The sequence below is a fragment of the Bosea sp. 685 genome, from assembly GCF_031884435.1.
Taxonomy (GTDB): Bacteria; Pseudomonadota; Alphaproteobacteria; order Rhizobiales; family Beijerinckiaceae; genus Allobosea.
This window is the reverse complement of sequence record NZ_CP134779.1, coordinates 2,440,233-2,460,952: the sequence shown is the minus strand read 5'-3', so window position 1 is coordinate 2,460,952 and position 20,720 is coordinate 2,440,233. Positions and strand designations below refer to the sequence as shown.

At 64.2% G+C, this 20,720-nt stretch carries 15 protein-coding genes, 2 pseudogenes and 2 riboswitches; of the genes and pseudogenes, 8 read left to right on the top strand and 9 right to left on the bottom strand.

Features of this window, described 5'->3' with window-relative positions:
* A complete protein-coding gene (locus RMR04_RS13050; RefSeq protein WP_311915041.1) occupies positions 1 to 1,095 on the top strand; it encodes a hypothetical protein in 1,095 nt (364 codons plus the stop codon).
* Positions 1,096 to 1,151: 56 nt separating this feature from the next.
* Here the strand turns inward: RMR04_RS13050 and RMR04_RS13045 are convergent, their stop codons facing one another.
* The 7 genes and pseudogenes from RMR04_RS13045 to RMR04_RS13015 form a co-directional block, all read right to left on the bottom strand.
* Entirely contained in the window at positions 1,152 to 2,432 is a 1,281-nt protein-coding gene (locus RMR04_RS13045) for an NAD(P)/FAD-dependent oxidoreductase (RefSeq protein ID WP_311915040.1), read from the bottom strand.
* Positions 2,429 to 2,602 (bottom strand): annotated as a pseudogene (locus RMR04_RS13040) (encapsulin); the annotation flags it as partial. The pseudogene RMR04_RS13040 and the gene RMR04_RS13045, both read right to left, overlap by 4 nt.
* A gap of 36 nt (positions 2,603 to 2,638) precedes the next feature.
* Complete coding sequence (locus RMR04_RS13035; protein WP_311915038.1) at positions 2,639 to 2,893, bottom strand: DUF2171 domain-containing protein; 255 nt, start codon at positions 2,891 to 2,893, stop codon at positions 2,639 to 2,641.
* A gap of 167 nt (positions 2,894 to 3,060) precedes the next feature.
* Positions 3,061 to 4,869 carry an aminodeoxychorismate synthase component I gene (gene pabB, locus RMR04_RS13030; protein ID WP_311915037.1) on the bottom strand — a complete coding sequence of 603 codons (1,809 nt, stop codon included), beginning with the start codon at positions 4,867 to 4,869 and terminating at the stop codon, positions 3,061 to 3,063.
* 175 nt (positions 4,870 to 5,044) lie between these two features.
* Positions 5,045 to 7,405 carry a 5-methyltetrahydropteroyltriglutamate--homocysteine S-methyltransferase gene (gene metE, locus RMR04_RS13025; RefSeq protein WP_311915036.1) on the bottom strand — a complete coding sequence of 787 codons (2,361 nt, stop codon included), beginning with the start codon at positions 7,403 to 7,405 and terminating at the stop codon, positions 5,045 to 5,047.
* A gap of 110 nt (positions 7,406 to 7,515) precedes the next feature.
* A riboswitch (cobalamin riboswitch) is annotated at positions 7,516 to 7,735 on the bottom strand.
* Positions 7,736 to 7,804: 69 nt separating this feature from the next.
* Complete coding sequence (cobF, locus tag RMR04_RS13020; protein ID WP_311915035.1) at positions 7,805 to 8,566, bottom strand: precorrin-6A synthase (deacetylating); 762 nt, start codon at positions 8,564 to 8,566, stop codon at positions 7,805 to 7,807.
* A 337-nt stretch (positions 8,567 to 8,903) separates the two neighbouring features.
* A complete protein-coding gene (locus RMR04_RS13015) occupies positions 8,904 to 9,404 on the bottom strand; it encodes a DinB family protein (protein ID WP_311915034.1) in 501 nt (166 codons plus the stop codon).
* Positions 9,405 to 9,584: 180 nt separating this feature from the next.
* On the opposite strand from RMR04_RS13015, the pseudogene RMR04_RS13010 reads away from it, so the two are divergent.
* From RMR04_RS13010 to RMR04_RS13000, 3 genes and pseudogenes are all read left to right on the top strand, one after another.
* Positions 9,585 to 9,765: pseudogene (locus tag RMR04_RS13010) on the top strand (Tn3 family transposase); the annotation flags it as partial.
* Between the two features lie 142 nt (positions 9,766 to 9,907).
* A riboswitch (cobalamin riboswitch) is annotated at positions 9,908 to 10,109 on the top strand.
* A gap of 164 nt (positions 10,110 to 10,273) precedes the next feature.
* A complete protein-coding gene (locus RMR04_RS13005) occupies positions 10,274 to 13,150 on the top strand; it encodes a ribonucleoside-diphosphate reductase subunit alpha (RefSeq protein WP_311915033.1) in 2,877 nt (958 codons plus the stop codon).
* Between the two features lie 172 nt (positions 13,151 to 13,322).
* A complete protein-coding gene (locus RMR04_RS13000) occupies positions 13,323 to 14,450 on the top strand; it encodes a ribonucleotide-diphosphate reductase subunit beta (protein WP_311915032.1) in 1,128 nt (375 codons plus the stop codon).
* Between the two features lie 43 nt (positions 14,451 to 14,493).
* Here the strand turns inward: RMR04_RS13000 and RMR04_RS12995 are convergent, their stop codons facing one another.
* Positions 14,494 to 15,234: an invasion associated locus B family protein gene (locus tag RMR04_RS12995; protein WP_311915031.1), complete on the bottom strand. Its 741-nt coding sequence runs from the start codon at positions 15,232 to 15,234 to the stop codon at positions 14,494 to 14,496.
* Positions 15,235 to 15,269: 35 nt separating this feature from the next.
* On the bottom strand, positions 15,270 to 16,130 hold the full coding sequence (locus RMR04_RS12990) for an ATP-binding cassette domain-containing protein (protein ID WP_311915029.1): 861 nt from the start codon (positions 16,128 to 16,130) through the stop codon (positions 15,270 to 15,272).
* Between the two features lie 378 nt (positions 16,131 to 16,508).
* Here RMR04_RS12990 and RMR04_RS12985 point away from each other — a divergent pair, with 378 nt between their 5' ends.
* From RMR04_RS12985 to RMR04_RS12970, 4 genes are all read left to right on the top strand, one after another.
* Positions 16,509 to 16,793: a hypothetical protein gene (locus RMR04_RS12985; protein ID WP_311915028.1), complete on the top strand. Its 285-nt coding sequence runs from the start codon at positions 16,509 to 16,511 to the stop codon at positions 16,791 to 16,793.
* A gap of 139 nt (positions 16,794 to 16,932) precedes the next feature.
* Positions 16,933 to 17,145: a hypothetical protein gene (locus RMR04_RS12980; protein WP_311915027.1), complete on the top strand. Its 213-nt coding sequence runs from the start codon at positions 16,933 to 16,935 to the stop codon at positions 17,143 to 17,145.
* A gap of 357 nt (positions 17,146 to 17,502) precedes the next feature.
* On the top strand, positions 17,503 to 19,632 hold the full coding sequence (locus RMR04_RS12975) for a TonB-dependent siderophore receptor (RefSeq protein ID WP_311915026.1): 2,130 nt from the start codon (positions 17,503 to 17,505) through the stop codon (positions 19,630 to 19,632).
* Entirely contained in the window at positions 19,632 to 20,708 is a 1,077-nt protein-coding gene (locus tag RMR04_RS12970; protein WP_311915025.1) for an ABC transporter substrate-binding protein, read from the top strand. Before RMR04_RS12975 ends, RMR04_RS12970 begins: the two co-directional genes overlap by 1 nt.
* The last annotated feature ends 12 nt before the right edge of the window (positions 20,709 to 20,720 follow it).

Sequence of the window (20,720 nt, the reverse complement as noted above, 5' to 3'; positions counted from 1 at the left end):
ATGGCCGCCTGCGACATTCTGATCTCCGGCACGGGCGGCTTTGCCGCGCGCATCGCCTTCGACATCGCCGCGACGGCGGAAGAGCCGGTGCACATCACCATCGCCGGCCGCAATCAGGAACGGTTGCGCTGGCTGCGCACGGCCGCCAACGCCCGGGCCGCCCTGTTCGGCAAGCCGGCGCGCTTCGACACGCATGCAATCGACCTGTTGGCGCCCGACGCCGCCGACGCATTGCTCGCCGCGACCGGCCCGCGCATCCTGGTGCAGGCCGCCTCGATCCAGACCTCGCAGGTCATTGCCCAGCGCGGCAATGCCTGGACGAACCTTGTCGCTGAGGGCGGCCTGAGCGCGACCGCCGTCTTCCAGGCGCTGATCAGCGCTCGCGTCGCGGCGGCGATCACTCGCTCGGGTAAGCCGGTCACACTCGTGAACTGCAGCTTCCCGGATGTCGTCAACAGCATCATCACGGCGCTCGGCCACGATGTCGCCTGCGGCATGGGCAATGTCGCCATCCTGTCCAATGTCTTCGCCGGCTCGGCTTCCGTTCCCGCCGGCGCGGAGGTCAAGGTTCTCGCCCATTATCAAAACCTCGCGGCCTGGCGACGCCCGCCGGCGCAACGGGGTGGAACGCCGCCGCGCGTCTGGATCGACGGCCGTGAGGTCGGTGATGCCTTCGCGCGCTTCGCCGACATCCAGTTGACGCCCGAGCCGGTCATCGAGATTTCCGGCGCCAGCGGCGTGCCGATGCTGCTCGCCATGGCGGCAGGCCGGGAGTGGCGCGGCCATGTCCCGGGGCCGAACGGCTTGCCGGGCGGCTATCCCGTGCGATTGAGCGAGGGAACACTGAAACTCGATCTGCCGGCGGGTTTAGCCCAGGAGGAGGCAGTGGCCTGGAACGCGGCGTTCGAGCAGGAGAACGGTCTGGTGGTTTCACCGGCTGGCGAGGCCCGCTTCAACGGCGTGCTGCGCGACCGGCTGGCAGCGCACCTGCCCGAACTCGCAGCCGGCTTCTCGGTCAGCGAGCTGGAAAGCCTGTGCGAAACCCTGCTTGGCGTCCGAGATCGGCTTATGAATATCGCCGCCGGCGATCGCTAGAAGCGTCCATCCGCCTGCTCTCCCCAGTTTAACGCCAGAAGTAAGGTCGTCGTACTCTAATTCGGTGCCTCACCTTTCTTCGCTTGGCCTTGCGTGATGAGGCGGGCGCTGCGCTGCCCGCTGATATAGATCCACAGCCAGCTCAAGGCGACGGTGAGACGGTTGCGCAGTCCGATCAGGAAGAAGATGTGAGCGATGCCCCACATCCACCAGGCCAGGCGCCCTTTCAGCTTGATCCAGCCGAAATCGACGATGGCCGCGCGCTTTCCAATCGTCGCGAGATTGCCGGCGTTCTTGTAATGGAATGGCGGCGGCACGCTTCCGTTGCTCAACCGGGCCTTGATCACCGCGGCGACATAGCGGCCCCCCTGTTTGGCCGCCGGCGCGACGCCGGGAACAAGCTTTCCATCCACTGCTGCGACATGGGCGGTATCGCCGATCACAAAGATGTCCGGATGTCCCGGGAGGGCGAGGTCGCCCTCCACGAGAACCCGCCCGGCCCGGTCAGCGGGCGCGTTCAGCCAATCGGCCGCCGGCGAAGCCGCGACGCCCGCGGCCCACAAAATCGTCTTTGCCGGGAGAAACTCTTCGCCGAGCTCGACACCATCCTCGCCGCATTTTGAGACAGCGTGCCCGAGCTTGATCTCGACCCCGAGACGCATCAGCGCCTGGTGGGCATAAGCCGACAGATCCTCGCTGAAGCCGGCGAGGATGCGCGGGCCGGCTTCGATGAGGACGACACGCGCGCTATGGGTATCGAAATTGCGAAAATCGCCGTGCAGCGTATCTCGGGCGAGCTCGGCGATCGTGCCGGCGAGCTCCACGCCAGTCGGACCTGCGCCGATGATCACGAAGGTGAGGAATGTGGCGCGCCGGGCCTCATCCGTTTCCCACTCGGCCTGCTCGAAGGCCGACAGAATGCGACGCCTGATTTTGGTTGCATCCTCGAGGGTCTTCAGGCCGGGCGCATAGGGTTCCCATTCATCATGGCCGAAATAGGCATGGCGCGCGCCGGTCGCCAGAATCAGGGTGTCGAAGGCGATCGGCGGCTCGCCGTCCAGCAAAACCTCCTTCTCTTGGACCTTCACGCCAACGACGCTCCCCAGCAGCGTCGTGACGTTCTTGTACCGGTGCAGCAGAGAGCGGATCGGCCAGGCGATCTCCGATGTCGCGAGCGAAGCAACCGCCACCTGGTAGAGCAAAGGCTGGAACAGGTGATGATTACGCCGGTCGATGACGGTCATGCGCACCGGCGCGCCTGCGAGATCGCGCGCCGCTTCGAGGCCGCCGAAGCCGGCCCCGACGATGACGACATGATGTGCGGACGAAGCGGTCATGGGCTCACCGGCGCCAGGACGACAGCGGCTTCTGACGTCAGCATCGGAAACGTATACGATTCCCACAGATAGAGCTCAACCATCGTGCTGGAGCGGCCCGGATAGCCGATCGAGATGTCCTGACCAATATGGAGTTCGAAATCGCTGCTGCGGGTCGTCAGCACGAAGCCTTATCGAGGCAGCCGATGCGACCGCCTCGAGAGGCATCAGAGGACCACGGGCCGTCCGGATTTTTCCTCCTCCAGGGTCACGGCGACATCCGCATTCGCGGAGAGGCGAACCTTGTTCCCCTCGACGCCAGCCACGAAGCCGGCCTCGATGTAATGATGATGGCCCTCGTGCTTCCCGTAGCTGTCGCTCATCTTGAGCTTGATGCGGCCGCCCTCGAAGTGATCGACCGTCCCGACACGCACACCGTCGGCCCCGATGACCTCCATGTTCTCCTTGACGCTGTCTTTCATCGCGAGCTTCTCCTTGCTGAGTTTTGGTCGATCATGAAGCCGTGCCGGACATATGCAGCCACGGCAGGAAACGCGTCGATCGGCGCGAGCAAGACTGTAACCCCCCGCCGGTCAGGCCTGTTCCAATTCATCCTCGCCCGCGATCTCCGGCTTCTCCCAAAGCGTCGCTATAGGTTCCCGAGTTGAGCATGTCTCAGTCCGCGCAAGCTGTTGCCCAGGAACCAGCGCTCCGCGCGCGCAAGATCATCAAATACGAGTTGTTGCTCAATGGCTTCGCCGCTTTCGATCAGGCTTTGGCGTAGCACGCCCGGCAAGACGCCATCGCTCAGCGGCGGCGTCAGCAGGATCCCGCCCCGCTCGACAAAGATGGTGCTGCGCGCCGATTCCGTCACGAAGCCGGCGCGGTTCAGGAAGATCGCCTCATCGGCTCCCTGCATGAGCGCCGCCGCGTAGGCGGCCTCAAAGAGCCGGCGGCGCGTCGTCTTGTGCCGTAGGAAGGGATCGGCGGCGTCGGTCCTGTCGGCTGCGACGATGACGCCGAGCCGTCGCTCCGGCTCCTCCGCCAACACCGGTGCGGCGACATCGAGAACCCCGTCGCGGCGCAGTTCGAGGCGGATGCGCCGATCGTCTTGCGTGTCGAAGGTTGCCGCCAGGCTGTCGAGCCTGGCTTGCGCATCGTGGCGGTCGAAATGGAAGCCAAGCGCGCTTGCCGAACGGTCGAGGCGGTCGAGATGCAATTGCAGGCGTGCGAAACCCGTTTCCGATGACCAGCGCAATGTTTCGATCAGGCCGTAATCCTCGGCGAGATCGGTCAGGACGCGGGCCTTGAGCAAGGCCTCAGTGTATTCGCTCGCGGCCTCTGAATCCGCCACGATGCCACCGCCGACACCATAGCGCCCTGCCCCATCGGGAAAGATCGCCGCGGTGCGAATGGCGACGTTGAAGCGCAGATCGCCATTGGGAGCGATTGCGCCGATCGCTCCGGTATAGACATCCCGCGGACCGTCCTCGATCTCGCGGATGATCTGCATCGCCCGCAGCTTGGGTGCACCGGTGATCGAGCCGCACGGGAAGGCCGCCCGCATGAGCTCTTCGAGCGAAAGGCCGGGCTGCAAGCTGGATGTCACGGTCGATGTCAGCGTGTGGAATGTGGGGTAGGTTTCGACCTTGAAGAGGCTCGGCACCGCGACCGAACCCAGCACGCTGATCCGCCCCAGATCGTTGCGCAACAGGTCGACGATCATGAGGTTTTCAGCGCGTTGCTTCGGGTCGGCCTGCAGCGCCGTCATGGCGACCCGATCGGCCACGGGTTCGCCGAGACGCGACGCAGTTCCCTTCATCGGGCGCGTCGTCGCCCGACCGGATTCCACCTCCAGGAAGAGCTCCGGCGAGACCGACAGGATCGTGGCGTCTTCAAAGGCGACGATCCCCCCATGCGATACCGGCTGACTGGCTCGCAACGCGGCATAAAGCGCGAGCGGCTCGCCATCGTAGCGGAAGTCGACCGGGAAGGTCAGATTGATCTGATAGGCGTCACCGGCTTGCAGATAGTCGAGCACGCGCCCGAGCCTGGCGGCATGCGCGGAAGCGTCGAGCCCTGGCTGAACCAGACCGAGCGGCAGCGGCGGAGCCAGACCCGCGAAGTGCCGGTCGAGTTCAACCGGCGCGACCTCCAACGGCTCGCGGAACAGCCCGAACCACAGCAGGGGCAATGCGCGGTTCGAGGGCATCGACGCCACGAGCCGAGGCTCGAAGGCATAACCCAGCTCGTAAGCCAGGAAGCCGGCGGCATGGAGCCCACGCGCCAGGCCGTCCTCGATCCTACGCAACGCGGCCGGAACGTCGTCGCCATGAACACAGGAGACGATCTCGACCGGATCGCAATAAAGCCGCGCTGGGGCCGATCCGGCGAGACGATCCTCCAGCAGCACGAATGGCTGCCGTGAGCTCAGTATGGTCTGGATCGAAAGCGGCATCTGCAGCGTGGCTTCTGATTGGATAGGCGGCGCAACGCCCGAATCGGCCCTGCGCGTTCCAGATAGAAGGCAAGGCGCAACATGCCGAGGGGCATCTGAGCCTGGGCCTTCCAGCCATATCCGACAATCCGATGTTGCGGCCGCGCCGAGCGCGGCCGCAACATGATTCAGGTGCTTATCGAGCGGCTGCGCGAATGGCCCGCGCGGCCTCGACCATGTTGACGAGCGCTGGCCGGACCTCTTCCCATTTGCGGGTCTTCAGCCCGCAATCCGGATTGATCCAGAGCTGCCCATCCGCCAGGCGTTGCCGGGCAAGCCCGAGCAAATCGGTCATCTCCCCAACCTCCGGCACGCGCGGCGAATGGATGTCGTAGACGCCGGGACCGATCTCGTTCGGATATTTGTAGGTTCGGAACGCATCCAGGAGCTCCATCTTCGAGCGCGAGGTCTCGATCGAGATGACGTCGGCATCCATGGCACCGATCGCGTCGATGATGTCGTTGAACTCCGAATAGCACATATGGGTATGGACCTGCGTTTCGTCGGAAACACCCGAGGCGCAAAGCCTGAAGCTACCCACGGCCCAGTCGAGATAGCCCTTCCACTCGCCCTTCCGAAGCGGCAGGCCTTCGCGTAGGGCGGCCTCGTCGATCTGGATCATCCTGGCGCCGGCTTTTTCAAGGTCGGCGACCTCGTCCCGGATCGCCAGCGCGATCTGCCGGCAGGCGGCGCTGCGCGGGATGTCGTCGCGGACGAAGGACCAGTTCAGGATGGTCACCGGGCCGGTCAGCATGCCCTTCATCGGCTTCGTCGTCAGCGACTGGGAATATGTCCACCAGCCGACCGTCATCGGCGTCGGCCGCGAGACGTCGCCGAACAGGATCGGCGGGCGGACGCAGCGCGAGCCGTAGCTCTGCACCCAGCCATGCTTGGTGAAGGCGAAACCGGCCAACTGCTCGCCGAAATACTGCACCATGTCGTTGCGCTCGAATTCGCCGTGGACGAGCACGTCGAGACCGATCTCCTCCTGCCAGCGGATGGTCCGCTTGGTCTCCTCGCGCAGGAACTGCTCGTAATCGGCATCGCTGAGCGCGCCCTTGGCATGGGCCGAACGGGCCTTGCGGACCTCGGCCGTCTGCGGGAACGAGCCGATCGTCGTCGTCGGGAAGGCAGGCAGGTTGAAGCGCGGGCGCTGGATCTTCGCACGGGCTGCAAAGGCGCTTTTGCGGTCGGCCATTCCGGCTGTCACGGCGGCGATGCGTGCGGCAACCGCCGCATCATGCACCTTCGGCGAGGCTTTGCGGGCCGTTGCGGCCTGGCCTGAGGCCGCAAGCGCGTCCCTGACGGAAGCTCGACCAGCGCTGAGCGCCCGGCCGAGCGTGGCGAGTTCGCCCATCTTCTGAATGGAGAAGGACAGCCAGGTCTTCAGGTCGGGATCGAGATCGGGCTCCAATTCGAGATCGATCGGCGTGTGGAGGAGCGAGCAGGATGACGCGATCTGGACATGGTCCGTGCCGCGCTTCGCAACGACAGGTTCGAGCCGGTCGAGCAGGGCCGGCAGGTCGGCGCGCCAGATATTGCGGCCATCGATGACGCCGAGCGACAGGACGAGCCCCTGCGGCGCCTTCGCCAGGACGTCGTCGAGCTGGCGCGGGGCGCGGATCAGGTCCAGGTGCAGCCCGGCGACCGGAAGCGACAGCGCCGTATCGAGATTGTCGCCGAGCCCGCCGAAATAGGTCGTCAGCATGATCTTCAGCGGCGGCAGCGCATGGGCGATCGTCGCATAGCTCCGGCGCAACGCCTCGCGGGCGGCGGCATCGAGATCGAGCACGAGACAGGGTTCGTCGATCTGCACCCATTCCGCCCCATTCGCGGCGAGCCGGCGCAGCACGTCGATATAGACCGGCAGCAATTCGCCCAGAAGGGAGAGCGGATTGAGCGTCGCGTCCTTGCTCTTGCCGAGCTTGAGATAGGTCACCGGCCCGAGCAGCACCGGCCGGGTCTCGTAGCCGAGCGCCCTGGCCTCGCGATACTCATCGACGGCCTTGAGCGAGGAGAGTTCGAAACGCTGTCCGGTCGCGAATTCAGGCACCATGTAATGGTAGTTGGTGTCGAACCACTTGGTCATTTCCTGCGCCGGAGCGCCGTGGGAATGGTCATGGTCGTGATGGGCGTGGCCGCAGGAGGTATGCCGCTCGGTCTCGCCCTGCGAGCCGCGCGCCATGGCGAAATACGCATCCAGCGAGACCGGCCCGCCTTTCCAGCCATAGATCGCCGGAATCGCGCCGACCATGGCGCTGGTGTCCAGCACCTGATCGTAGAGCGAGAAGTCGTTCGATGGGATGATCGTGACGCCAAGCGCCTTCTGACGCGCCCAGTTGGCGGCGCGCAAGGCGGCAGAGGTCTCGAGGAGCGCGGTCTCGTCGGATTTGCCCGACCAGAAGCTTTCGAGAGCGAGCTTGAGTTCACGGCGCGGACCGATCCGCGGCGTACCCAATGTGGCGACAGGAAGTGCAGGAAGTGAGAAAGTAGACAACGGCTTAACCCCATAAGTTGGGGGCAAAAGGCCATAGCGGATACGTATGCGTCCCCGCAGCGGAGAGCCGGCGCGGAATCGCAACCGCACCACCGGGACACCCCGCCCGAGGACGTTCATGTTGTCGAGGCAGGTCTCCTGGCTCACGGGTCAGGGCTGCTGTCCGGCCTTCCCGAGACCTTGGCGGTCTCAGTGACACGAATGGACAGCGGCTCGCCGCTCACAGTTGCGGGGGCAGCTCCGGCATTGGGCTTAACGCCTCACCGGATTCCCTCTTAGCTCTGGCACCCCTGCAATGGGGCCCAGAGAACCACGACGAGGCGACTATGGGGCAACAGCCAGATGCGGTCAAGCCAAGACATAAAGACATCCTTATGTCTCTATGCAAGATTGACTCGATCAGCTCTTGCCGCCCTTGCGGAGCAGATAGGTATCCATGATCCAGCCCTTGTCCTCGCGGGCTTGCCGTCGAATCCGCTCGATATCGCCCGCCACCTCAGAGAGCTTTCCAGCCACCAGGATCTCGTCCTCGGTGCCGAGATAGGCGCCCCAATAGATATCGAGATCATCCGCCTCGATACGCTTGAAGGCCTGGTCGCCGTCGAGCATGACGACCACGCTGTCGAGATTGTCGGGAAATCCCTCAGAGAGTTTGCGCCCGGTCGTGATCAGCACCGGTTGGCCGATGCGATTGAGCGCGACGCGATGCCGGGCCGCCAGTGCCTGCACACTGCTGATGCCGGGGATGACATCGTACTCCAGCGCATATCCCTTGGCCTGGATATGGTCGATGATTCGCAATGTGCTGTCATAGAGCGCGGGGTCGCCCCAGACGAGGAGGCCACCGCATTCGCCCTCCCCGAGTTCCTCCATGATGAGGCTCTCATAGTCGTCCGCCAGCTGCTCATGCCACTGATCGACGCTGCCGCGGTAATCTTGTCCTGCAGCGGCACGCGTTGGAATCGGCACCGGGACCATGCGATAGTCAGAGCCCTCGATGAAGCGCTCACAGATGTCCTTGCGCAATCGCTGCAGCGCCGCCTTGTCCGTACCCTTGTCTGGGATGAAGAAGACATCGACCTGGTTGAGGGCATTGATCGCCTGGACCGTGACGTAGTCGGGATTGCCGGCCCCGATCCCGATGATCAGAATTTTGCGCATTCGGTCCTCATGTCCAAGCCCGCATCCCAAAGCGGGCTCTCAGGCATAACATGCGGCAAGGCGATGTGAGCAGCGCCGCCATAGTGCTTTTGCGCCGCGATTCTTCTGTGGTCCAAGCCTGTCGTGGTCCAAGCCTGTCGTGGTCCCAATCTGGTGTGGTTCAAATCCGTGATCGAGACGTGGTTGCCGGGATGATCGAGGCGCAGAGGGCTTCATCGTTGGACGAGCCGATCATCTGTCGTGGGGGCGTTTGCGGGAGGGGGCGAAATCCTACGCTAAGGGCGTCCGAATTCTATGCGCGCAGCCCGCATCTTTCCGCGTGAGGAACGTGCCCAACTCAGTATTCCAGCATGTTAAGATCAGTCGGCTCCGGTTTCGCGCCCGCTGCTGTCAGCATTGCGTGGACCTGACCCCGATGGTGTGTCTGGTGGTTGAAGAGCTGTACAACACAGAGCGCTTTTGACTTCTCGATCCGCGTAGAGCCATCCCCGGGATACCAGACGAGCATCCCGCGCAGGTCCGCGTCGAGCAATCTCGCGGACCACTCTTCGATTTCCACGTTCCTTTGCAAACGGAGCGCTTTGAAATCACTCCAATCTGATGGACTTGTGAGAGAGTGCTTGATGGTTTCTTCTGGACGCTCGTTCCCCTTCAATCGCTCCAGTATCAGGGCATCCGCCCAATAAAGATGGTTTAATGTAGCTGCGATCGATTGGAAGAAAGCACCTCGATCCTTCCAACGATCCTCATTGGTGAGCCCATCGGCGGCAGTTACCAACGAGGCATTCTGCCAAGTGTTGTAACGGGACATAAGTCGGCAATATCCGGCTGAGATCATTCTCATCCTCCAAAATTTATCGATGTTTGGCTGGAACAGTGCCGGACGGACTAGCCTTGTCCTATGCAATCCGCGTCACGTTGCTGAGTGCCAGGCTGATCGCCTGGGTGACGGAATTTGCTGCACTTCGATAACAAATATAGGATTTTTCTGTTCTCCGACAACCATGCATCAACGTGAATCGCCGGAATGAACCTGCCCGCGGCCATCATCATCTTCTGGAACACCGCGAAGCTTGGCGACGTCGTTACCATCCAGAAGCGTGAGGGAAAGCTGCTATCGCCCGATCTGCTGACCCATGTCTCGCTGCTGGCAATGAGAGCGCATCGACCTCACCGGAGAATATCGGTGGCGAAAACCTTGGCATAGGATTCCACCCCTCCCGCAAACGACCCCGTCTTGTGCGTCTGCACGACACGGCCACAGCTGGGCTGGCTGTCCCCGCTGTTCACAGCGTTCGCAAGCGCTCAAGACAAGCCATTGACACCTCCATGGCGCCCGCTACTAGATGTGGTTGTCACGGTCTCTCGAATCGCAAGATCGAGAGCTAAGAGGGAAGCCGGTGTGAAGCCGGCGCTGCCCCCGCAACTGTCAGCGGCGAGTTCTTAAGTCCAGCCTATGTCACTGAGGCCGCAAGGCCTTGGGAAGACGGACAAGAGCGACGACCCGCGAGCCAGGAGACCTGCCGCGACGACATGAAGTTCCTCGGGCGGGGTGTCCCGGTGGATCGCTTGGCAGCGTCCGCTGGCGTTTTCGCCGTGACGCCCGCATTGCGACTCCGCTTTCGCCTTTGCCCCCAGCAATTTGGGGTTTGAAAGCCGATGTCCCTCGCAACTGAGACCACCCGCCCTGCCCTCGTCAATCCAGCCATGTCACCTGGTCAAGCCACCTCACCTGGCGTCGAGGCGCGACCGACATCCGAGCCGGGCTATCAGATCATTCGCCGCAATGGCGGCGTCACGCCCTTCGATGCCTCGAAGATCACGGTCGCACTGACCAAGGCGTTCCTGGCGGTCGAGGGCAGCAATGCCGCCGCCTCGCGCCGCATCCATGATGTCGTTGCCGAGCTGACCGGGCAGATCGTCGCCAGCCTGATCCGCCGCGCCGATGCCGGCCGGACCTCCCATATCGAGGACGTGCAGGACCAGGTCGAGCTCGCGCTGATGCGCAGCGAGCACCACAAGGTCGCCCGTGCCTATGTGCTCTATCGCGAGGAACGCGCGCAGGAGCGGGCCAGAGCCAAGGCAGAGGCGAAGCCTTCGGTCGCCGCAATGCCGGTGCTGCGGATGAAGGGCGCCGATGGCGCGCTGGTGCCGCTCGGCGCGCTGCGCCTCGCGACGGTGATCCGCGAGGCCTGCGCCGGGCTCGACGGCGTCTCGGCCGAGGCTGTCCTGACCGAAGCGCGGCGCAACCTCTATGACGGCATCTCGCTCGACGAACTGGCCCAGGCGCCGATCCTGGCGGCGCGGACGCTGGTCGAGACCGAGCCGAACTACGCCAAGGTCTCGGCCAGGCTCCTGCTCGACAAGCTGCGGCGCGAGGCGCTGAGCTTCGTCCATGGCCGGCCGGAGCAGGCGACGCAAGCCGAGATGGCAGAGCGTTATGGCGAGTATCTCCACGCCTATGTGCGGACCGGCATCGCTAATGAATTGCTCGACCCTGAGCTTGCCCGCTTCGATCTCGACCGGCTCGCCGCCGCCATCAAACCGGAGCGCGACCTGCAATTCGACTATCTCGGCTTCCAGACGCTCTACGACCGCTATTTCCTGCATGTCGCTGGCCGCCGCTTCGAGCTGCCGCAGGCCTTCTTCATGCGCGTCGCGATGGGCCTTGCCATCCGCGAGATCGACCGCGAGGCGCGGGCGATCGAATTCTACGACCTGCTCTCCTCCTTCGATTTCATGGCCTCGACACCGACCCTGTTCAACGCCGGGACGCTGAGGCCGCAGCTCTCTTCCTGCTTCCTCACGACGATCGCCGACGATCTCGACGGCATCTTCAAGGCGGTGAAGGACAATGCGCTGCTCGCCAAATATTCCGGCGGGCTCGGCAATGACTGGACGCCGGTGCGCGGCCTCGGCGCCCATATCAAGGGCACCAATGGCGAGAGCCAGGGCATTGTGCCGTTCCTGAAGGTCGCCAACGACACGGCCATCGCGGTCAACCAGGGCGGCAAGCGCAAGGGCGCGGTCTGCGCCTATCTCGAGACCTGGCATGTCGATATCGAGGAGTTCCTGGACCTTCGCAAGAACACCGGCGACGACCGCCGCCGCACCCATGACATGAATACGGCGAACTGGATTCCCGATCTGTTCATGCAGCGCGTCGAGGCTGGCAGACAATGGACCCTGTTCTCGCCCGACGAAGTTCCGGACCTGCACGATCTCTACGGCAAACCGTTCAAGGCAGCCTATGAGACCTATGAGGCCAAGGCCGAGCGCGGCGAGATCAAGGTGTTCAAGCGCGTGGCCGCGCTCGACCTCTGGCGCAAGATGCTGACCATGCTGTTCGAGACCGGGCACCCTTGGGTCACCTTCAAGGATGCCTGCAACCTGCGCTCGCCGCAGCAACATGCCGGCGTGGTGCATTCCTCGAACCTCTGCACCGAGATCACGCTCAACACCTCGGCCGACGAAGTCGCGGTCTGCAATCTCGGCTCGGTCAACCTCGCCGCCCATGTCACGGCGGAGGGGCTCGACCAGCTGCGTCTGGCGCGCACAGTCGGCACTGCGATGCGCATGCTCGACAACGTCATCGACATCAATTTCTACACGATCCCGGAAGCGCGCCGCTCCAACCTGCGTCATCGCCCGGTCGGGCTCGGCATCATGGGTTTCCAGGATGCGCTTCAGGCGCTTCGGCTGCCGGCAGCCTCCGAAGGCGCGATCGCCTTTGCCGACACTTCGATGGAAGCGATCAGCTGGTTTGCAATCTCGGCCTCGGTCGATCTCGCCGCCGAGCGCGGGCGTTATCCGAGCTTCGAGGGCTCGCTCTGGTCGAAGGGCATCCTGCCGATCGACTCGCTCGATATCCTGAGCGAAGCGCGCGACGGCGATGTCGAGCTCGATCGCTCCTCGACGCTGGACTGGGAGGGGCTGCGCCAGCGCGTCGTCACGACCGGCATGCGCAACTCGAACACGATGGCGATCGCGCCGACAGCGACGATCTCCAACATCGTCGGCGTCTCGCAATCGATCGAGCCGTCCTACAGCCAGCTCTACGTCAAGGCCAACATGTCGGGCGACTTCACCGTGGTGAATGCCGGGCTGGTCCATGACCTCAAGGCGCGCGGGCTCTGGGACGAGGTCATGGTCTCCGACCTCAAATATTATGACGGTAAGGTCAGCGGGATCGACCGCGTGCCCGACGATCTCAAGGCGCTTTACGCCACCTCCTTCGAGATCGAGACGAGCTGGCTGATCCGCGCCGCGGCGCGCCGGCAGAAATGGATCGACCAGGGCCAGTCGCTCAACCTCTACATGGCCCAGCCCTCGGGCCGGAAGCTCGACGAGGCCTATCGTCTCGCCTGGCGGCTCGGCCTGAAGACGACCTATTACCTGCGCGCGCTGTCGGCGACCCATGTCGAGAAATCGACGCTGAAGGGCACCGACGGTAAGCTCAACGCGGTGTCGTCGAGCGCGCCGGTCGCGGCCAAACCGATCCTGGTCGACATCCCGCTCGCGAACGGCATGGCCCTGCCGAACGCCTGCTCGATCGACGATCCGACCTGCGAAGCCTGCCAGTAAGGCGCCTTCCCGCTTTGTCGCGCGGTCGCTCCCTCGTCATGGTCGGGCTTGTCCCGACCATCCACGTCTTCGTCCTTCGCGGGCGGCGTTCAAAACGTGGATGCTCGCCACAAGGGCGAGCATGACGGGAGGCTGTGGCCAGCCTCTCACTTCTGTTGAACGGAACCCACCCATGCTCGACTGGTCCGACCCCAAGCCGGCAACGCCGGCCAATCCCGCCATCCTACCCGATCCAGCTCCGGCGGCCGACGCCACCGGCCTGGGCGAGATCGACCGTACCGGCGGCCGCGTCTCTGTCGACGAGAAGCGGATGATCAACTGCCGCGCCGATGTGAACCAGCTGCTGCCGCTCAAATACAAATGGGCCTGGGAGAAGTACCTCGCCGGCTGCAACAACCACTGGATGCCGACCGAGGTCTCGATGCAGGCCGATATCGCGCTGTGGAAGTCGAGGGACGGGCTGACCGAGGACGAGCGCCGCGCGATCAAGCGCAATCTCGGCTTCTTCGCGGCCTCCGAAAGTCTCGTTGCCAACAATATCGTGCTGGCGATCTACCGCCACCTGACCAATCCGGAATGCCGGCAATATCTGCTGCGCCAGGCTTTTGAGGAGGCGGTGCACACGCACACCTTCCAATACATCGTCGAGAGCCTCGGCCTCGACGAAGGCGAGCTCTTCAACATGTACCGTGAGGTGCCTTCGATCACCGACAAGGCGGCCTGGGCGCTGAAGCACACCCAGCATCTCGACGATCCCGATTTCGAGACCGGCACGCCCGAGGCCGACCAGTCCTTCCTGCGCGATCTCGTCGCCTTCTATGTGATCTTCGAGGGGATGTGGTTCTATACCGGCTTCGCCCAGATCCTCTCGCTCGGCCGGCGCAACAAGATGGTCGGCATTGCCGAGCAGTATCAATACATCCTGCGCGACGAGAGCATTCACCTGAACTTCGGCATCGACGTGATCAACCAGATCAAGATCGAGAACCCGCAGCTCTGGACGAAAGCGTTCCAGGACGAATTGCGCGGCATGGTGCGCGATACAGCCGAGCTCGAAGCCGCCTATGGCAGGGACACGATGCCGCGCGGCTTCCTCGGGCTGAATGCCGCCTCCTGCGAGCAGTACATGCACTTCATCGCCAACCGCCGCGGCGCCCAGCTCGGGCTCGCTCCCGTCTTCGCCGAGACCGAGAACCCGTTCCCCTGGATGAGCGAGGCGATGGATCTCAGGAAGGAGAAGAACTTCTTCGAGACCCGCGTGATCGAATACCAGAATGGCGGCGCGCTGAGCTGGGAGTGAGGCGCGGATGAACGCTTTCGACAAGCTCGGGCGGCCAGAGCGGCTATCCGCCGAGCTGTCCGATGCGGGCGAGCGCCGCCGCAAAGCCATTGAGCGAGATGTTGAAGGCGACAGGGTCGCCGCTGGAGAGGTTCAGCGCAGCCGCGGTCAAGGTCTTGCCGGTCTTCATCGCTTCGGTGGCGACGGTCGGAAACGACACCGGAAGCAGGCAGCCCGCGGGAATGCAGGTCGAGAAGCGTAGACCCTGGCCGAGATCCTTGTCGTCGAGCCGCAGGATCGCGCCGTTTTCGAGCTTCAATCCAAACGGCATCAGGATGGTGCCGTCGGCGCGGCCGTCCCTCGGCGTGCGAAGCTCGATCGCGAAGAGGCGTTGATTGTTCTGACTATTGCCCTGCGATTGGGCGAGCACGCAGAGCTTCTGGCCCTCGGTGACGCGGCAATCGACCGTCCAGTCGCCATAGCTCTCATTGATGGCGCTGGCGCCGTTGGGAAGTGTCGCCGGCCCGGATGCGGGCTGGCTTACGGACGGCACTTGCGGTTGAGCTTGGGCCTGCGTCGTTGCCGGGGCCGGACGCGCCGGCGGCCTGACCGCGACCGGCTTGGGAGCGGGCTTTGGCTGCGCAACTCGCCTGGCAGCCTCGGGCTTAGCCGCGGGGGCTTCCTCCGTTACGTCGCTGACGGGAGCATCCTGCGCGGATGCCCAACGGGGCAGGAAAACGCCGATCGCAACTATGGTGAGGCCGATAGAGAGGATCAGCGGAAGGCGGCGACGTTCGCGGGACATGGTCTGGCTCTTGTAAAGTGGGCGTTGGGTTGAGTTCAGCAGACGAAGGCGAGCGGACGTGCCGTCTCGGGATGAGGCATCACGCCCATGCGCACGCCGTAAATGGCCTCGAGTTGTCCAGGCGTGAGGATGTCGTCGGGCGCCCCCCGCGCGATCAGCCTTCCCGAATGCAGGGCAATGATCTCATCGCAAAAGCGCGCGGCCATGTTGACGTCGTGCAGCACGACGACGACGCCGAGCCCGCGCTCGCTGGACAGGCGATGCACCAGCGAGAGCACTTCGACCTGATGGGAAACGTCGAGCGCCGAGATCGGCTCGTCGAGCAGCAGGCACTCGGCGTCTTGCGCCACCAGCATCGCAAGCCAGACGCGCTGGCGCTCGCCGCCTGACAGCGTGTCGACGAGACGGTCGGCAAAAGCCTCGACATCGGTCAGCGCCATCGCCTCAGTGACCTTCTCGCGATCGACAGTCCCGAAGCGCCCGAGCGCGCCGTGCCAGGGGTAGCGACCGAGTGCGACAAGTTCCCTGACCAGCATGCCGGAGGCCGGCGGCGTCTGCTGCGGCAGGTATGCCACCTTGCGGGCGAAGAGCCGGTCGCCCCAGTCGCCAAGCGCCTTGCCTTCGAAGCGGACCGTGCCGCTGCTCGCCGGCTGCTGGCGGGCAAGAATCTTGAGCAATGTCGATTTGCCCGAGCCGTTATGGCCGATCAGCCCGACCACGCGCCGGGCCGGCAGCGTCAGGGTCAACGGCTCCAGAAGCACGCGCCCCGGAATCGAGAAGGAGACCGCATCGAGTGCGAACAGGGCCTCTTCGCCGGCGGAGGCCAGCCAGGAACCTGCACGATCCGAAGAAACGGTCTCGGCAAGGCTGGAGGCGGTCTTGAACAACGGCTTCATCGACTGAACCTGATCGGAACGGTGAGCGAGATCGCGCCGGCCCCGCTACGCTCACCGACGCGGTTGAACAACGATCTCGCGCACATGGCACGCGGAGAGTCCGCATCGCTTAGACAATGCAGAATTCTCTCACAACAACAATGATTTAGATAGATTCTAGAGAAGGCGGGCCCGGGCAGCGGACTTTGGGCATCTCTGCCTCCGCTCGCCGTCCATTCTTCTGCATCCGCCAGCCGCCCGCCATAGGCCACACAGAGGCAGTTGCCACCGCATATTAGGATGCTGTGACGAGCTGGCTCCGGCGCGACGGCTACCGATGCCCTCGACGGCTGTATGGGATATCAGCTAGCGGGCTCATGAGGTTAGGATGATGGCGTAATGGCATACACTGACGAACTCGATCCGCTTCTGGCCCTCGAACAGGAGCTTCGGCGAAAGATCGCCCTGCGGATCGCCGAGGAGGCGGGCGAGCAGCCTGGCGGCGATCCGTCCGAGAATCAGATCGCGGTTGCCGATGAGGCGATCGCGAACTGGATCGAGGCGGGGGAGGAAGACCAGGACATGCGCGCCTTCCGGCCGATAGGCCCCCTCCAGCAACTGCTCGCCGATCACTCGCTGATCTGTCAGCGCATCCTCGATATTCGCGATCGGCGGCTGTCATGACGGGCAACGCAACCGGCAGTCCGCTCCAGACTGACTAGCGCTTTTCGGAGCGCCTGCTGCGCGCGAGGTCCGGACGTTTCCGTTGCAGGGACTGCCTGTCGTATAGCTGCCTCCGCCGAATCGCGCCGGGGAGAAGCCCATGCCAAAGCTCTGCAAGTTCACATCGCCTGCCGATGGAAAGCCCGTCTACGTCAACCCTGCGCAAGTCAGCGTCGTCTACGCCTTCAAGGGCGAACCGCCTGACACGATCATCGGCTTTCGCAAGGACTTCATGCTGGGCGTGAAGGAAAGCCTGGAGGAAACCGTCAGCATTCTCGACAAGGCGATGGCCAAGGAGACGGCTGGCGGCTGACGGCTAAAGCAGCGGCAGACCCGGTATCGCCTTAGTGTTGATGGGGCTAATCGGTCTCACTGCGCTTGCCGCATCAGCCATCGAGTCAGCAGCGTTGCACGCCAGCGATGACGCATGCTGAAACGCCGGCATGGCCAGGCTCGGCCTCGCATTTGACGAGGCACAGATCGATCATTGTCTCGCCTTGTTTCCGAGAGAGACACTGAGCTCTTTGAGTATAATTCCGGCCGGGGCTCGCAAATATTTCAATTTAGTATAATTATAATCTACTAACTCAATATTGCACCGCACATCCACTACGATTAACACGCAGCCTGAACTGGCGCCCGCGCCGGAAACTCTGCTGCGAGTGTTACGATGACCAGCCTGCGCCGCCCCTTCCTTGCGATGACATCGCTTGCCTGCGCCTGGCCCGTGGCAGCAGGCGCACAGACGCAGGCTGCGGCCGACACCGTCGTGCTCGACGAGATCAGGGTTCAGGGCGAGAGCGCAGCGCGCGGCTACCAACCCTTGCGTTCCTCGGTCGCGGGTGGCGCGGAGAAGCCGCTCGTCGATATCCCGCAATCCGTGACGGTGGTGTCGCCGCAGGTGCTGCGCGATCAGGCGGCGCGCAGCCTCGATGACGCGCTCGCCAATGTCGCCGGCGTCGTCCAGGCCAATACGCTTGGCGGCACGCAGGACGCCTTCGCCAAGCGCGGCTTCGGCGACAATCGCGACGGCTCGATCATGCGCGACGGTCTCCGTGTCGCCTCCCCGCGCGCTTTCGACGCCACGGCCGAGCGCGTCGAGGTGCTGAAAGGCCCCGCGACGCTGCTCTTCGGCATCGTCGACCCCGGCGGCATCGTCAACATCATCACCAAGAAGCCGGAGCTGACCGCGCGCAACACCATCGAGACGCGGATGAGCAGCTTCGGCGGCGGCAAGAATGGCGGCGGCACGACCGTCGACATGACCGGGCCGATCGGCCAGAGCGGCTTCGCCTATCGCCTGATCGGCGATGTCCAGACCAGCGACTATTGGCGCGAATACGGCATGAACCGCACGCGCATGCTGGCGCCCTCGCTGACCTATTTCGGGCCCGACACGACGATCCGCGTCTATGCGCAATATTCGCAGTACAAGGTGCCGTTCGACCGCGGCACGATCTTCGATACCGCTACGGGGCGGCCCGTGCGCGTCTCGTCGCGCCACCGCTTCGACGAGCGCTACAACGTCACCGAGGGCGAGAACCAGCTCGCCGGAATCGAGATCGACCACCGCTTCAACGCGAACTGGTCCCTGAAGGCGCATTACGCCTACAGCCACAACTGGTACAACGACAATCAGGCGCGGGTGATCGCCTATAATTCCGCGACAGGGGCCGTGACCCGCCGCGCCGACGCGACCCAGGATTCCAATTTCGACGTCCACGCCCTGCGCGTCGATCTGACCGGGCGCGAGAAACTGTTCGGCTTCACCAATGAATTCCTGATCGGCGCCTCCTACGACTACAGCAAGGTCATTCGCACCGACCTGATCCGCAGCGCCAACGCGACCGGGTTCAACATCTACCGCCCGGTGCACGGGCGGCTGGCCGCAAGCCGGAGCGTCGTCGCCTCGGACAGCGACCAGACCGAGTGCTTGGAGACGGCCTCGGCCTATATCCAGGACACGCTGTGGCTGACCGATCAGCTCAGCCTCGTCGGCGGTGCGCGCATCCAGGCCTTCGACCAATATGCCGGGCGCGGCCGGCCGTTCCTAGTCAATACCGACATCAGCGGCAACAAGGTGATCCCGCGCGCCGGCATCCTCTACAAGCTCACCCCGGCGGTCTCGGTCTATGCGAGCTACACCGAATCCTTCAAGCCGAACTCCTCGATCTCGCAGGCGATCGGCGCCTTGCCGCCTGAGGAGGGCAAGTCTTACGAAGTCGGCGCCAAGGCGGAGCTGCCTTTCGGCCTGACCGCCACGGCGGCGATCTTCGACATCGACAAGCGCAACGTGCTCTACACCGAGACGGTGGGCGGCACGACGATCGCGCGGACCGCCGGGCGGGTGCGCTCGCGCGGCGCCGAGTTCGAGCTCGCCGGCAATCTGACCGAGCAGCTCTCGATCGCCGCCAACTATGCCTATACGGACCTCAAGGTCTCGGATGATCCGACGCTGGCGCCGGGCTCCAGCCTGCCCAACGTGGCGCGCAACAGTGGCGCCCTGTTCCTGACCTATGATTTCGGCCAGATTGGGCCGGGGCGGCTGCGCGCCGGCGCCGGCGCGCGCTATGTCGGCCGTCGCCCGGGCGACGCGGCAAACTCGTTCTACCTGCCGGAATACACCGTCGCCGATCTCTTCGTGTCCTATGAGACCAAGCTCAACGGCCACCCACTCGACCTGCAGCTCAACGTCAAGAACCTGTTCGACAAGGTCTACTACCCCTCCGCGGTCAATAATCTCAATGTCGCGGTCGGCGAGCCTTTCCAGGCCGTATTGACGGCGCGGCTCGGCTTCTGATGCGCGGGCTCGTCCTCGGGGCGCTGCTTGCCGGACTGTCGGCGGGGCTGGCCGAGGCCCAGCCCGTCGCCTTCGAGGATCTCGCCGGCCGGCCGATCTCGCTGAGCGCCCCGGCCTCGCGCATCATCGCTTTGCCGATCCCGGCCGCGCCGACCTTGATGGCGCTGGACCGTTCGCCCAAGCGGCTGCTCGGCATGCATCCGATCGTGCGCGCGATTGCGCGCGAGAGCCTGCTTGCGCGCATCTTCCCCGGGATCGCCCAGGTCGAGACCAACTTCGTCATGCCGGGCGCGACCGCCTTCATGCCGAATGTCGAGGCCATCGCGGCAACCCGGCCCGACCTCGTGCTGCAACGGGGCGAGCGCGGCACCGACATCATCGGCCCGCTGATCAATGCCGGCCTGACCACCGCATTGGTGATCTATGGCGACGAGGAAATCAGCCGCCGCAACATCGCGATGCTGGGCGCCGCGATCGGCGCCGATGCGCGCGCCGAAGCCATCATCGGCTGGCGCAAGGCGGTGGCGGAGCGGCTCGCGCCCTTGCGGACGCCCGAACTCCGCGCAAAGGCGCCGCGCATCCTCTTCCTCTCCCGCTCGGCCGGGCGCTTCGTCGCCACGGGCGAGGAGAGCATCATGGGGTACGCGATCTCGCTCGCGGGCGGACGCAATGCTGCCGATGGGCTGACAGGCTCCAAGACGGCTTCAGCCGAGCAGATGATGATCTGGGACCCCGATGTCATCCTGCTCAACAGCGCCATCCCTGACCTGACGCCGCAGACCGTCCTCGACGATCCGATCCTGTCGGGCACGCGGGCGGCGAAGGACAAGCGCGTGTACAAGATCCCGACCGGCGCCTATCGCTGGGAGCCGCCGACGCAGGAGAACCCCTTCCTCTGGCTCTGGCTCGCGGCCTTGCTGCACGAGCCCGGCCCGGCTATCGACCTGCGCCACGAATTGCGCGAGGGCTTTCGCGATCTCTATGGTTTCGCAGCCTCGGAGAGCGATCTCGACCAGGTCCTGCGGCTCGATGTGAACGGCTCGTCCCGGGCCTATTCGCGCTTCGCACGGCCATGAGCATCGCGGCTG

What these genes read in the sequence shown, in the direction of transcription:
- RMR04_RS13015 (WP_311915034.1), bottom strand. Translation starts at nt 9,404, where the DNA reads ATGATCTCAGCCGGATATTGCCGACTTATGTCCCGTTACAACACTTGG.
- RMR04_RS12995 (WP_311915031.1), bottom strand. Translation starts at nt 15,234, where the DNA reads ATGTCCCGCGAACGTCGCCGCCTTCCGCTGATCCTCTCTATCGGCCTC.
- pabB (WP_311915037.1), bottom strand. Translation starts at nt 4,869, where the DNA reads ATGCCGCTTTCGATCCAGACCATACTGAGCTCACGGCAGCCATTCGTG.
- RMR04_RS13005 (WP_311915033.1), top strand. Translation starts at nt 10,274, where the DNA reads ATGTCACCTGGTCAAGCCACCTCACCTGGCGTCGAGGCGCGACCGACA.
- RMR04_RS12985 (WP_311915028.1), top strand. Translation starts at nt 16,509, where the DNA reads ATGGCATACACTGACGAACTCGATCCGCTTCTGGCCCTCGAACAGGAG.
- RMR04_RS12970 (WP_311915025.1), top strand. Translation starts at nt 19,632, where the DNA reads ATGCGCGGGCTCGTCCTCGGGGCGCTGCTTGCCGGACTGTCGGCGGGG.
- RMR04_RS13045 (WP_311915040.1), bottom strand. Translation starts at nt 2,432, where the DNA reads ATGACCGCTTCGTCCGCACATCATGTCGTCATCGTCGGGGCCGGCTTC.
- RMR04_RS12975 (WP_311915026.1), top strand. Translation starts at nt 17,503, where the DNA reads ATGACCAGCCTGCGCCGCCCCTTCCTTGCGATGACATCGCTTGCCTGC.
- RMR04_RS13050 (WP_311915041.1), top strand. Translation starts at nt 1, where the DNA reads ATGGCCGCCTGCGACATTCTGATCTCCGGCACGGGCGGCTTTGCCGCG.
- cobF (WP_311915035.1), bottom strand. Translation starts at nt 8,566, where the DNA reads ATGCGCAAAATTCTGATCATCGGGATCGGGGCCGGCAATCCCGACTAC.
- RMR04_RS13000 (WP_311915032.1), top strand. Translation starts at nt 13,323, where the DNA reads ATGCTCGACTGGTCCGACCCCAAGCCGGCAACGCCGGCCAATCCCGCC.
- RMR04_RS13035 (WP_311915038.1), bottom strand. Translation starts at nt 2,893, where the DNA reads ATGAAAGACAGCGTCAAGGAGAACATGGAGGTCATCGGGGCCGACGGT.
- RMR04_RS12990 (WP_311915029.1), bottom strand. Translation starts at nt 16,130, where the DNA reads ATGAAGCCGTTGTTCAAGACCGCCTCCAGCCTTGCCGAGACCGTTTCT.
- RMR04_RS12980 (WP_311915027.1), top strand. Translation starts at nt 16,933, where the DNA reads ATGCCAAAGCTCTGCAAGTTCACATCGCCTGCCGATGGAAAGCCCGTC.